At 66.7% G+C, this 12,599-nt stretch carries 13 protein-coding genes and 1 tRNA gene; 5 read left to right on the top strand and 9 right to left on the bottom strand.

Features of this window, described 5'->3' with window-relative positions:
* Positions 1–140 precede the first annotated feature (140 nt).
* The 7 genes from JOF55_RS13955 to JOF55_RS13925 form a co-directional block, all read right to left on the bottom strand.
* The gene (locus JOF55_RS13955; RefSeq protein ID WP_310274292.1) at positions 141–653 is read right to left on the bottom strand and encodes a hypothetical protein; all 513 of its coding nucleotides are present in this window, start codon (positions 651–653) and stop codon (positions 141–143) included.
* Between the two features lie 127 nt (positions 654–780).
* Entirely contained in the window at positions 781–3,393 is a 2,613-nt protein-coding gene (locus JOF55_RS13950; protein ID WP_310274290.1) for a bifunctional FO biosynthesis protein CofGH, read from the bottom strand.
* A gap of 310 nt (positions 3,394–3,703) precedes the next feature.
* Positions 3,704–4,018, bottom strand: a complete 315-nt coding sequence (locus JOF55_RS13945) for a HepT-like ribonuclease domain-containing protein (protein WP_310278380.1) — start codon at positions 4,016–4,018, stop codon at positions 3,704–3,706.
* A 15-nt stretch (positions 4,019–4,033) separates the two neighbouring features.
* On the bottom strand, positions 4,034–4,342 hold the full coding sequence (locus tag JOF55_RS13940; RefSeq protein ID WP_310274288.1) for a nucleotidyltransferase family protein: 309 nt from the start codon (positions 4,340–4,342) through the stop codon (positions 4,034–4,036).
* 53 nt (positions 4,343–4,395) lie between these two features.
* Positions 4,396–5,193, bottom strand: coding sequence for an exodeoxyribonuclease III (locus tag JOF55_RS13935; RefSeq protein ID WP_310274286.1), 798 nt, complete (start codon positions 5,191–5,193; stop codon positions 4,396–4,398).
* A gap of 95 nt (positions 5,194–5,288) precedes the next feature.
* Positions 5,289–5,621: a cupin domain-containing protein gene (locus tag JOF55_RS13930; protein WP_374727491.1), complete on the bottom strand. Its 333-nt coding sequence runs from the start codon at positions 5,619–5,621 to the stop codon at positions 5,289–5,291.
* Positions 5,622–5,852: 231 nt separating this feature from the next.
* Positions 5,853–5,924, bottom strand: a tRNA-Val gene (locus tag JOF55_RS13925).
* Between the two features lie 186 nt (positions 5,925–6,110).
* Between JOF55_RS13925 and JOF55_RS13920 the strand changes: the two genes are divergently transcribed.
* Entirely contained in the window at positions 6,111–6,548 is a 438-nt protein-coding gene (locus JOF55_RS13920) for an acyl-CoA thioesterase (protein WP_310274283.1), read from the top strand.
* A gap of 67 nt (positions 6,549–6,615) precedes the next feature.
* Here JOF55_RS13920 and JOF55_RS13915 read toward each other — a convergent pair whose 3' ends face one another.
* Complete coding sequence (locus tag JOF55_RS13915) at positions 6,616–7,836, bottom strand: NADP-dependent isocitrate dehydrogenase (RefSeq protein WP_310274281.1); 1,221 nt, start codon at positions 7,834–7,836, stop codon at positions 6,616–6,618.
* A 196-nt stretch (positions 7,837–8,032) separates the two neighbouring features.
* Here JOF55_RS13915 and JOF55_RS13910 point away from each other — a divergent pair, with 196 nt between their 5' ends.
* From JOF55_RS13910 to JOF55_RS13895, 4 genes are all read left to right on the top strand, one after another.
* Positions 8,033–8,866 carry a metal-dependent hydrolase gene (locus JOF55_RS13910; protein ID WP_310274279.1) on the top strand — a complete coding sequence of 278 codons (834 nt, stop codon included), beginning with the start codon at positions 8,033–8,035 and terminating at the stop codon, positions 8,864–8,866.
* A 258-nt stretch (positions 8,867–9,124) separates the two neighbouring features.
* A complete protein-coding gene (locus JOF55_RS13905; RefSeq protein WP_310274277.1) occupies positions 9,125–9,553 on the top strand; it encodes a DUF8711 family protein in 429 nt (142 codons plus the stop codon).
* Between the two features lie 83 nt (positions 9,554–9,636).
* Positions 9,637–9,822 (top strand): DUF1918 domain-containing protein, encoded by a 186-nt coding sequence (locus JOF55_RS13900; RefSeq protein WP_310274275.1) that lies wholly within the window; start codon positions 9,637–9,639, stop codon positions 9,820–9,822.
* Between the two features lie 151 nt (positions 9,823–9,973).
* Entirely contained in the window at positions 9,974–10,837 is an 864-nt protein-coding gene (locus tag JOF55_RS13895; protein WP_310274273.1) for a DUF4253 domain-containing protein, read from the top strand.
* A 7-nt stretch (positions 10,838–10,844) separates the two neighbouring features.
* On the opposite strand, the gene phnE is transcribed toward JOF55_RS13895, so the two are convergent.
* Complete coding sequence (gene phnE / locus JOF55_RS13890) at positions 10,845–12,590, bottom strand: phosphonate ABC transporter, permease protein PhnE (RefSeq protein WP_310274271.1); 1,746 nt, start codon at positions 12,588–12,590, stop codon at positions 10,845–10,847.
* Positions 12,591–12,599: the final 9 nt, after the last annotated feature.

Raw genomic sequence — 12,599 nt, 5'->3', positions numbered from 1 at the left:
CGGGTTCAGCTCCGAACCCTGGAGTCACTCGCCCCACCTTTCAACCGGAAACTACACGTTTCCCACATTTCGAAGCACGAAAACTCGGGCAACTTTCATCACCGGCAACAGGTACTTACTTACCCCTGCCCATCGCAATCTCAAAGCTTGCCGATCGACACGCCTCGCCAGGTCCACCCGAGACCGGTCACGGCATCCTGCAGCGGAGATTTCAATTCACCGCTCGAGAAGGTGGCCCGTTCCTGTAGTTCGAGTTTTCCGTTCTTGTCCCGGCCAAGCCTCCACAGCCGCTCCACCTTTTTTGCCTGCCCGCGACCGAATTCGGCTTCCTGCTTGATTTCCGGGAAGCCCTTGGTCCAGTCGATCTCCCATACGTGATCGGTCGAGCGGACCTCGTTATCAGGGGGGTTGATACGCATCAGGACCTTGTAGGTCTTGGTCACGCTGAAAGTCTTGAAATATTCGTACCAAGCGGATTCCATGATCCGCCACTCCGAGACCAGATCGACCCCCTCCGGACTGCCGTCCCGAACGACGAAAGGCGCGGTCGGCCGGTTCACCGTGAGAAGAGCCTGATACACCTCCTGCGGGGATCGGGGCACGACCCCGTCCTCAGGTCGTTTGGTACCGGTGAACCAGTCGAAGATCCCCATGCCGTGCCTTCCCCTGCGGCGGACGCCACGCGGCACTCTACTGATCATGGAGGAACTCCCGCAATGTGCGTGAACGGCCCGTTCATTCCGATAGAGGCGATGAACGGGCCGTTCACGCACCTGACGTCTATCCCGATACCTCCGTGAGGCCGAGGTGGCTGACCGGTGCGGCTCCGTAGGTGGTACCGCGCTGGCGGGCGCGGCGGTCGACGCGGGCGGCGATGGTGTGCAACTGCTCGATGGTGCGTTCGGATCCGTGCTCGGAGCCGGCCATGCGGCTGATCGTTTCCTCCATCAGCGTGCCGCCGAGATCGTTGGCACCGCCGGTGAGTACCTCGGAGGTGCCCTCGTCGCCGAGCTTGACCCAGGAGCACTGCACGTTGTCGATGCGTCCGTGCAGTGCCAGACGGGCCATCGCATGCACCGCACGGTTGTCGCGACGGGTCGGTCCGGGCCGAGCGAGACCTGCGAGGTAGATCGGCGCGTTGCGGTGGACGAACGGCAGCGGGACGAACTCGGTGAACCCACCGACTCCGTTCTCGGCGGCGGTGTCCTGCACGCCCGCAAGAGTGCGCAGGTGCCCGAGCCAGTGCTCGGGGGTGTCGACGTGCCCGTACATCATCGTCGACGAGGAGGGAATGCCCAGCCGGTGCGCGGTGGTGATGACCTCGATCCACTCCGAGGCGGGCAACTTGCCCTTGGTCAGCACCCAGCGGACATCGTCGTCGAGGATCTCGGCGGCCGTGCCGGGAATACTGTCCAGACCGGCCTCGCACAGCTCGGTCAGCCAGTCCCGGATACTCACTCCCGCCTTGGCCGCGGCACTGACGACCTCCATCGGGCTGAATGCGTGCACGTGCATCTCGGGCACCCTGGTCTTGACCGCGCGAACCAGATCGGCGTAGCCGGAGGTCGGCAGGCGGGGGTCGATGCCGCCTTGCATGCACACCTCGGTCGCCCCGGCCCGCCAAGCCTCCTCGGCCCGGTCCGCCACATCGTCGGGCGAGAGACGGAAGGCGTCGGCGTCGCGCTCACGCTGGGCGAAGGCGCAGAACCGGCATCCGACGTAGCAGATGTTGGAGAAATTGATGTTGCGGTTGACAACATAGGTGATGTCGCCACCGACCACCTCGCGGCGCAACTCGTCGGCCAGCCTCGCCAACGAGTCCATCGCCGGACCGTCACAGGTCAGCAGGGCCATCGCCACGTCGGTGTTGTTCTCGTCGAGCAGCGCGGCCGGATCCTCGGCAGCGAGGCGCAGACCCTCGCGCACATCGGAATCGAGTCGTTCCGGTGCCCGCGTGCTGGGCAACTGCTGCCGCAGCTCGTCCCAGTCGCCGTAGACGGTGTCGAAGTCACCGCGACGGTCCTCGCTGCGTCCGACGGTGTCGATGCTGCTGTTCAGGTCGGTACGTCCGATCGACTCGAAGCCGCCGTCGGGCTCTTGCCACGGACGTCCGACCAGCTCCGCGTCCGGCCGGGCAAGCCCGTCCACCGCGGACAGTTCCGCCACGTGGTTGGCCACCCGCGTGTCCAACCACTGTGTGCTGTTGCCTGCCAGCCCCGCACGCACATAGCGCGGGTAGGCGCTCAGGCGTTCGCGCAGTTCGAAACCGCCCGCCGCGGTCTGCTCGGCGAGATCGTCGATGGCAGGCCACGGCTTTTCCGGGTTGACGTGATCCGGCGTCACCGGCGACACCCCACCCCAGTCGTCGATACCCGCCCGCAGCATCAGGCGGTGCTCGGCACCGACGAGGTTCGGCGGTGCCTGCACGCTCACCCCCGACGGCATCAGCAACCGCGCCACCGCGATCGTGGCGGCCAGATCATCCAGATCGGCATCGGGCATCCCGCGCATCGCCGTGTCCGGCTTGGCACGGAAGTTCTGCACGATGACTTCCTGAAGGTGCCCGTACTGGCGTGCGCTGCTGCGCAGTGCCAGCAGCGACTCGGCACGCTCGGTGGTGGTCTCGCCGATGCCGATGAGGATGCCACTGGTGAACGGCACCGCGACCCGCCCCGCATCGGCCAGCACCCGCAACCGCACGGCGGGCTCCTTGTCCGGACTGGCGTAGTGCGGATTGCCCGGTTGGCTCCACAGCCGCTCCGAGGTCGTCTCCAGCATCATTCCCATGCTCGGCGCGACCGGCTTCAACCGGGTCAACTCCTGCCAGTCGAGCACTCCCGGATTCAGATGCGGCAGCAGCCCGGTCTCCTCCAGCACTGCGATCGCGCAGGCACGCACGTAGTCCAGCGTGGAGGAGTAGCCACGCGCGGCCAACCACTCCGCCGCCTGCGACCAGCGGTCCTCGGGCCGGTCGCCGAGGGTGAACAGGGCCTCCTTGCAGCCCGCCTCGGCGCCCTGCCGTGCGATGGCCAGCACCTCGTCCTGCTCCAAGAACGGCGCCTCGACCTTGTGCGGCACCGTCGCGAACGTGCAGTAGTGACACCGGTCGCGGCACAACCGGGTCAGTGGAATGAACACCTTGCGGCTGTAGGTGACCACATCCGCTCGGCCCTCGGCGGTCAGATGCGCATCGCGGGCCCGGGACGCGGCCCCGAGCAGGGCATCCAGATCGTCACCGCGAGCGTGCAGCAGCACTGCGGCCTCGGTGGCATTCAACGTGACACCGTCGCCGGCCCTGCGCAGCGCTCGACGCATCGCCGAAGCACTCGGGGCGGACTCCGGCGGGGGATCCGGTGGGGGTTCTGGCGGGGGCACTTCGAGATCAACCGACACGATCCCGACTCTAAGCCCGCTGTGCTGTGGTCCACACCCGGTAGCACATAGGTGGAGATCACATCACGTGTCACTCATTCGGCCGTTGATCACTCCATGCTGTCCCATATCTCGGCATCGATCAGCCAGAACCGCAGTCCGACGCCGAGTCACGACCATCCGAACGAGCCCCGCCTTCACTCGATTGTGTAAGGATTCCGCACCATGACGATGGCGAAGCTTCTGCCCCGCAGTTCCTCCGACAAGTCGGCACGGACCCGGATGTCTCCGGTTTTACAACCGGATCGCGCTGGTCGATATCCGTGGCACTCTACTGATCGAGGAGTTGCCGTAGCGCATCGTCCAGGGCAGGCAGCTTGTCGTTCAGCACCTGCCACACGAGAGCGCCGTCGACCGTCGCGTACCCGTGAACCAGGATGTTGCGAAAAGCAACAATACGGCCGAGTTCCGGTACTCTCGCCGCCAGTGCTGCATCGACCTTGGACACCTGGTTCAATGCCTCACCGATGATCTCGAACTGGCGCTCGACAGCGGATCGCAACATGGCATCGGCCTGGTAGTCCGCGAAACTCTTCCCCTCGGCGAACTCGCGGAGAAGCTCTGCGGCTTGTGAGCAGCGTCCCAGAGGTACTCACGCGGGTCAGGCTGCATACAGCTCTTCCCTGGTCTCCAGCACTCGTTGCCTGAAGTACGGATTGCGAAGGCTGGAGGCGCTCACGACATCGACCGGCCTGCCCAGGATTCTTTCGAGTCCTTCCTTCAGGGCGAAGTACGTGCCGAAGTAGTCGAAACCAGGTCCTGCGTCGAACTCGACGGGAACGTCGACATCGCTGGCGACGGCATCGAAGGAGTCATCGACGGCCGAGCCGAAGAGATCGAGGCGGCGCACCGACAGCGTCGCGCACAACTCCTCGATCTCCTGTCGCTTCCCTTCGACCAGCTCGTGCACGGCCGCCACCTCCCGATCACATTATGCCGACCGGAGAACGCGCGACCAAGGCATCACAGGTCGTAGGTCACGGTGACCGGGGCGTGGTCGGACCAGCGCTTGTCATAGGAGGGCGCGCGCTCCACCTTCGCGTCGGTGGCGCGAGCAGCCAGTCCCTCGGTGGCGACGTGGTAGTCGATCCGCCAACCCGAGTCGTTGTCGAAGGCCTTGCCCCGGTAGGACCACCAGGAGTAGGGGCCCGGCCCCTCGGGATACTGGCGCCGGACGACGTCGACGTAGCCGGCCTCGTCGAACACCCGGCTCAGCCACGCGCGCTCCTCGGGCAGGAACCCGGCGGACCTCCGGTTGTTCTTCCAGTTCTTCAGGTCGATCTCCTGGTGCGCGATGTTCCAGTCCCCGCACACCAGCACGTCCTTGTTCGCCGCCTCGGCGCGGGCACGCAGCTCGACCAGATACGGCAGGAACGCCGCCATGAATCGTTCCTTCTCGTCCTGCTTGGGGGTGCCCGCTTCGCCACTGGGCAGGTAGAGATTGGCGATCACCACGTCGCGCAGCTCGATCTCGGCGTACCGGCCGCTGTCGTCGAACTCACCGCAGTCGAACCCGATCCGGCTCGTTTCCGGCTCGGTGCGGCTGTAGATCGCCACCCCGCTGCGCCCCTTGACCGCACACGGTGCCAGCAGCGTATGCCACCCCTCCGGCGCACGGACGGAGGCAGGGAGCTGGTCGTGCTCGGCCCGCGTCTCCTGCATGCAGACCACATCCGCCTCGGTGTCGGCCAGCCACTCGACGAAGCCCTTCTTGGCGGCGGCACGCAAGCCGTTGACATTGGCAGTGGAGACAGTCAGCACGGCACGCAGGATAACGACCGGTTCGGGGCCGCCGAGGACGTGGGCTACACCCGCCCAACATCGAACGGGGTGTCGCAACGGCGCGAGGCACCCGGTCAGACGCGTTTGGCAACGGTGAGCAGGATCGTCGAATCCTCCAACGCGTGGAGGCTGTGGCGTGCGGGCGGCACGAGCAGCATGTCCCCGGCGAGCCCATCCCACGAGGTTTCCGAGGTGCTCAAGCGCACGCGCCCCCGCATCACCAGCACCGTGGCCTCACCCGGGCTTTCGTGCTCATCCATGGAGGCACCCGAAACCAGGCTCACGAGCGTCTGGCGCAGCAGGTGCTCATGCCCGCCGTACACGGTTTCGGCACTGCGCCCACTCGCGGACTCGCTCGCGCGATCGAGATGTTCGCGGGCCAGTGCCTCCAGCGAGAACTTCTCCATACCGACCAGTGTCGGCACCATCTCGCCCCGATGCAGGATCGGAGGCGCACATCCCCGGCTCGATAGCCCGATCTGCAGCAGAGCGGTCATTCGGACCGGCGCCGGCGTGGGGACGCCGGCAACTGTGTCTTGGACGAAGAGGGTGCAGACCGCGCTACGCGCCCCGGGAAGGTCCGCGAACTCGGGTACGGCAGTCACAGTTTCGGGGAAACTGCGGCCCGCCTGTGGCGGTGCGCGATGCTGGGTTTGAACCAGCGACCTCTACGGTGTCAACGTAGCGCTCTCCCGCTGAGCTAATCGCGCGCGACGGCCTCGCCGGAGGCCGTGCGAGCATACTCTAACCGATGGGATGAACCCGCTGACGCATGCCCCCGAGGATCACCAGGCAGTCACCGGGCAGCCACGGAATTCGGGACTGTACTCGGCAACAGCGCTCGGCACCCCTCGGTGACTGCCGAGGGCCATGCGGCTGCGGATAGGCTCACCCCCGTGGCCGAATTTCCCGATCCGCCCCCCTCGCGCAGCGACTTCCCCGTGCTGTGGCCGATCACGACGCGCTGGGAGGACAACGATGTCTACGGGCACGTCAACAACGTCGTGCACTACTCGTGGTTCGACACCGCCGTCAACGGTTGGCTGATGCGCGCCACGGGCGCCGACATCAGCACGCTGCCCGCCATCGGTCTCGTCGCCGAGACCGCCTGCCGGTACCTGTCCGAACTCAGCTTCCCCGACGAGGTCGAGGTCGGTCTCGGTCTGGGGAGGTTGGGCAACTCCAGTGTCCGGTACCGGCTCGCCGTCTTCGGCAACCGCCAGGAGAGTCCCGCCGCGCTCGGGCACTTCGTGCACGTCTACGTCGACCGCGACACCCGTCGCACGGTTCCCGTCCCCGAGGAGATCCGCACGGCACTGGAAAAGCTCGAGTGAACGCCAACTTTCACTCACATGGCAGTGCCGAAAGTCGGCGTTCACCCGCGCCTGCACGTGTCGAAGATCAGCGCTGGGCCATCTTCTGCTGCAGGTTCTCGTCCAGCGAGTTCAGGAACTCCTGCGTGTTCTGGTAGCCCTGGTCACCGCCGACCAGCAGCGCCAGGTCCTTGGTCATCTTGCCGCTCTCGACGGTCTCGATGACAACCTGCTCCAGCTTCGAGGCGAAGTCGACGACCTCGGGCGTGGAGTCGATCTTGCCGCGCTGCTGCAACCCGCGAGTCCAGGCGAAGATCGACGCGATCGGGTTGGTGGAGGTCTCCTTGCCCTGCTGGTGCTGACGGTAGTGCCGGGTGACGGTGCCGTGCGCGGCCTCCGCCTCCACGGTGCCGTTCTCGGTCATCAGCACCGAGGTCATCAGGCCCAGCGAGCCGAAGCCCTGGGCAACCGTGTCGGACTGCACGTCACCGTCGTAGTTCTTGCAGGCCCAGACGTAGCCGCCCTCCCACTTCATGGCGGTGGCGACCATGTCGTCGATCAGGCGGTGCTCGTAGAGCAGACCGTTGGCCTCGAACTCGGCCTTGAACTCCTTGTCGTAGATCTCCTCGAACACCTCCTTGAAGACACCGTCGTAGGACTTCAGGATGGTGTTCTTGGTGGACATGTACACCGGGTAGCCGCGCTCCAGGCCATAGCGGAAGGAGGCGCGGGCGAACTCCTCGATGGAACGCCGGTAGTTGTACATGGCCATTGCCACGCCCCCGTCGGTCGGGAACTTGGCCACGTCCAGCTCGATCGGCTCGGAGTCGTCGTCGGGCGTGTAGGTGATCGTCACCGTGCCGGGGCCGGGTACTCGGAAATCCGTGGCCTTGTACTGGTCGGCGTGCGCGTGGCGGCCGATCACGATGGGCTTGGTCCAGCCCGGTACGTAGCGCGGGATGTTGGAGATGACGATCGGCTCCCGGAAGATGACGCCGCCGAGGATGTTGCGGATCGTCCCGTTGGGGCTGCGCCACATCTTCTTCAGGTCGAACTCTTCCACCCGGGCCTCGTCCGGAGTGATGGTGGCACACTTCACGCCGACGCCGTGTTTGCCGATCGCCTTGGCGGCGTCGACGGTGACCTGGTCGTCGGTGGCGTCGCGGTGCTCCACCCCCAGGTCGTAGTAGTCGAGGTTGACGTCGAGGTACGGGTGGATCAGCTTGTCCTTGATGAAGGACCAGATGATGCGGGTCATCTCATCGCCGTCGAGTTCGGCGATGGTGCCCTGAACCTTGATCTTGCTCATGGTGGCGGGGTGCTCCTCTCGCGAGAATGCAAGCGGTACAAGCGTACTGCTATCTCATTCGATTGTGTCCCCCACCCGCTGGATAAGTCATTCCTCTCGGCAGTGAATCCTGCCGCACTCCGGAATCGCCTCCGGCATCTTCTACGCTCATCCCCACGACGGCGATCTCGACGGACGATCTCGGCAGGGAGCGCACATGGCGACGGGTCCCACGCACGCGATGAGCGGACTCGTGGCGTGGGCGGCGGTGACCGCCATGGCCGACGATCACTCCATCGGGCAGCTGAGCCCCAAGACATGGGTGGTCGGAGCCACCCTGGCCACCGGCGCCGCCCTGCTCCCCGACATCGACCACCCCCAGTCCACCGTCGCGCGGACCTTCGGGGGCATGTCCCGGGGTTTCTCCGCGGCCATGAGCGGCCTCAGCGGATTCCTGTACAGGCTGACCCGCACCAAGCACGACAGCGACCGAACGGGCACCCACCGTGGTTTTACTCACACACTCGTGTTCGCGGTACTTGCGGGACTGGTGACCACCGCGATCGTGCAGACCAGCGAAGGCGCCGCACTCGGCGTGCTGATGTTCCTCTTCGCCGGGCTGGCCGTGCGGGGCCTCATGCACAACTGGTCACCGAAATCCGATGCGTTGCTGATCGCCGCCACCTCACTGGTGCTCACGCTCGTGTGCTGGGCGTGGGCGGGTGACCAGCCCTCCGATGCCGCCGCGTTCGGCGTGGCGGTGATGATCGGCTGCGTCGCGCACTTCATCGGGGACGCCGTCACCGAGCAGGGCTGTCCGATGCTGTGGCCGCTGCCCTTGGGCGGCAAGACCTGGTTTCCGGTGGCACCACCGAAGCTGCTGCGGATGCAGACCGGGGGCAAGGTCGAACTGGTCCTGATCGGGCCCACCCTGACGGTCCTGGCGGTCGTCCTCTCCGCAGTGGTGCTCTACCGGGTCGGGGCAGCCCCGTGGCTGGCCGACCTCAACCTGCCGCCCGAGTTCATGGCCTGGATCGACCCCTCGGCATGAGACCTTGTTCCCGGTCTCGGGTGAGCGGCGCGGGCAAGTCGTCGGCCTGCCTGCTCGCCACTCATGACACCCTGCTCGCCACTCATGCCACCGGGTCTTCCTCTTGGCGTGCCGGCCCTCCTCCCGGCGTGCCGGCGTCAGGGCGTCGTGGTTCGGGCGAAACACGCACACCCGGGCACCCGTCATCGGTAAGGTTGATCGCGTCCGGTGCCACCGCGGCCTCGGGCATGATCTGTCGGACTGCGGCACGGAGGAACGATGCGAGCCCGTAAACAGCTCGTGGCGGCGGCACTGGCGCTGCCCCTACTGACCGGGGCCGCCGCGTGCGGCGAGCTTCAGGAGGCCCAGGAGGGGGTTCAGCGGGCCCAGGAAAACATCTCCCAGGCCCAGGAGAGCCTGAGTGCCGTACAGACCTGCGCCAAGGCCGCCGGGGCCGCACAGTTCACGCCGAACTTCGACAATCCGCAGCAGGCCCAGGCCGAAGCTCAGGCCAAGGCCGAGGAACTCGGTCGGTTGGCACAGCAGACCGCCGACCAGACCCTGAAGCAGAATCTGCTGGACGTGCAGGCTTCGCTGGAGCAGGTCGCCTCCGGAGAGATCACCGCGCAGAACAGCGCACAGTGGCTGCAGACCAAACTCGAGCGGACCCAACAGGTTCTGGCGGCCTGTGCGGACATCACCGGCTGAAAAACGGCGGGAACCGCTGCGTGATGTGCTCCACGTCACCTAATCTGACAGGAAGGACGGATGCTTACCTGGAGGTGACGGGAATGAAAGCGACCACCGGTGATCAATTGCACGTCCACAGCCGGACGGTTGAGCAGGCCGACCGGACGGGAGTGATCCTGGAAGTACGCGGGGAGAACGGTGACCCGCCCTACGTTGTCCGCTTCGACGACGGCCACGAGCGCCTGGTGTTTCCGGGCGGCGACTGCGAGGTGGAAGTGCGGCAGTGATTTTCTCCGCACGTGTTCCTCTCCCCACCTGCGGCCGGTACCACGCGCAGCGCAGGGCCGAGCGGGTGAAGGCATGCTCCGCTCCTTAAGGTGTACAGCGGTGCGGCGAGGATTCGCCACGCCGCCGGGCACTCGGTAAGGAGGCGGTGACGTGTTGCGAGACGGTCGGCCCGCAGAGGCCGCCACCGACCTGGCAAGCATGTTCGGCCGGGGTACCGACGGCGCCGCCGAACACGGGCTTTCGGTGACGCTGCCACCCGGTGAGTTGCTCGCCGAACAATCCACGCGCACGGACGCGGCGACCGAACCGGCGCCGCTGTGCTGGATCAGTGACGACCGCCCTTCCGTGCAACTGCTGGCAGCCCTGCGGGCGGACCATCCCCGCAGCGGACTGTGGCCGCTGCTGTTGTGCGACGACACCGAGATCTACGGCGAGCGTTGCACGGTCGGCGTCGTGGCACCGGAACCGCTGGAACACGTCGAGCGGTGGCAGGCGATACAGGTCATGACGCGCATCTGGGACGGGCTTTGCCAGGCCGATTCGGAACTCGGGCCGGCCTATGACTCGGACAGCCTCGCGCCGTTCGATCACTCCTGCCCCGGAACCGCTCCGGCGGGCAGCCTGCTCGCCGACCCGGACGTCCTGGCCAACCAGCAGGTTCCTCGCTTCATCGACGAGGAGACGCGGCTGGCGCTGGTGCCCGTGCGGCGTGGTGCCGACGTGCTCACCGTGCTCGGCTGGTCCGGGGCGGCCAACCACGTCTCCCGCACCGCGGGGCTCTCGGCGATGCTGCGCAGTTGGGAGGAGCGCTTCGGCGCACGCGTGCTGCGGCTCGGGCCGGACCGGCTCGACATCAGTGTCGCCGCACCACCGCACGAGGCCGAGCACGCCGCGGCGGTCGCCGCCGAGCACTGGACCTTCGCCCCTGACCGGGTGATGCAGGAGTCCGGCAGCATCGCCGCATATGCCAGGGAGATCAGCGGGCGCCGCAGCTGGTCGTTCTGGTGGGAGTGACGCACCCCTACCGGCGGCCGGCCGCGGCTCCGGACAGCACTCGTCGCCACCACAGGGCGAGAAGTTCGACCAGCATCACCACCGCGAACGTCAACAGCAGCACAGTGGTCACGACATCGAACTCCAGTACGCGGGACGCGTTGAGCAGGTAGTAGCCGATGCCGCCCGCGCCGACGAGTCCGAGCAGTGTGGCCGAGCGGATGTTGGTGTCGAGTTGGTAGAGCAGGTGGGAGACGATCGCGGGGGCGGCTTGCGGCAGTGTCGCGGAGAAGAAGACCTGGACTCTGCCCGCACCGGTGGCACGCAATGCCTGTTCCACGCCCCTGTCGACCTCCTCCAGGGAGTCCGCGACGAGCTTACCGAGCAGCCCCACCGATCCGACGCCGAGCGCGCAGGCACCCGCGACCGGCCCGAGCCCGGTGATGACGACGAACACGATCGCCAGCACCAGTTCCGGAACTCCCCGGATCACCAGCACCACGCCACGGAATGCGCGGGCCAGGCCGGGCCTCGGAGCGACGTTTCCCGCGGCCAGCGCACCGACCGGCAGTGCCAGCACGCCGCCGATCAGGGTCGCTGCCAAGGCGATCTCGACCGTGACCAGCAGTTCCGAGAGCAGAACCGGCATGATGCCGCCGGTCGCGGGGGGCCAGAACAGGGCGAGTGTCGGCCCGATTTCACCGATTCCCCGTGCGAACTGTTCCGGGCTCAGTCCCAGACCCCATACCGAGGCGGCCAGAACGAGGCCGGTCACCATCCAGTAGGCGCTCGTGCGCAGCCGCGCGGCCGTCCACGGATGGCTGATTCGCCCCGGCCGGGTTCCCTCCGTCCGGACGGAATCCCTCGTGGTCCCGGACGATGTCGACAGGCCGGGGACACGCCCGGTGGCGATACCGGGTGCCCGGCTTCGCTGCCGGGCACTGTCAGTGTTCATCAGGCGTCCGCGAATCGCACCGGAGAGCAGTTCCATGAGCACGCACAGGACGAAGACCACCAGCGCCAGCGCTATGCCGCGCTGGTAGTCCAGCGTGCGCAACGCGTTGGCGATGTCCTGGCCCAGGCCGGCCACTCCGACGAAGCCGAGCACCACCGAGACCCGCAGGTTGATGTCCAGGCGGTGCAGCGATGTCGCGACGAACGAGGGCAGGACCTGCGGAAGCACGCCGCTGACCAGTTCCTGCACCCGGGAGCCGCCCGCCGCGCGGATGGCCGTGCGGGGTCCTTCGTCGATCTGCTCGACGGCATCGGAGTACAGCTTGCCGATCATGCCGATCGAGTGCAGCCCCATCGCCAGTACGCCCGTGAGCCCGCCGAAGCCGAAGATCCGGAAGAACAGGATCGCCAGCACCACATCCGGAATGGCCCGCCACAGCACGATCACCGCCCGCGCACCGTAACGGGCGGTGACGTGCGGGGTGGTGTTGCTCGCACCGAATACCGCGACCGGAACACCGACCAGCGACGCCAGCAGCGTCGCACAGATCACGATGGACAGTGTGGTACCGACCGAAGCAAGCAATTGCCCGATCGGCGGGAAGTCCAGTGGCAGTGTCCGAGACAGGAAGTCGGCGGCGTTGCCCGCACTGTCCAGCATGGTCGCGGCGTTCAGGCGCAGGTCGAGAATCGCCCACACCGCCGCCGCTACCACCCCGGAGGCCACGAATACGGCGGCGCCGCCTTGCGGGCTCGGCCTGGGAAGGGTGCGCCGACCATCGGCCGCCGACCGCTTCCGCGGATTTCGAGTCATTTCCATTGTGGACAC

The organism is Haloactinomyces albus, from assembly GCF_031458135.1.
Classification (GTDB): domain Bacteria; phylum Actinomycetota; class Actinomycetes; order Mycobacteriales; family Pseudonocardiaceae; genus Haloactinomyces; species Haloactinomyces albus.
This window is presented reverse-complemented; position numbering and strand designations above follow the sequence as displayed.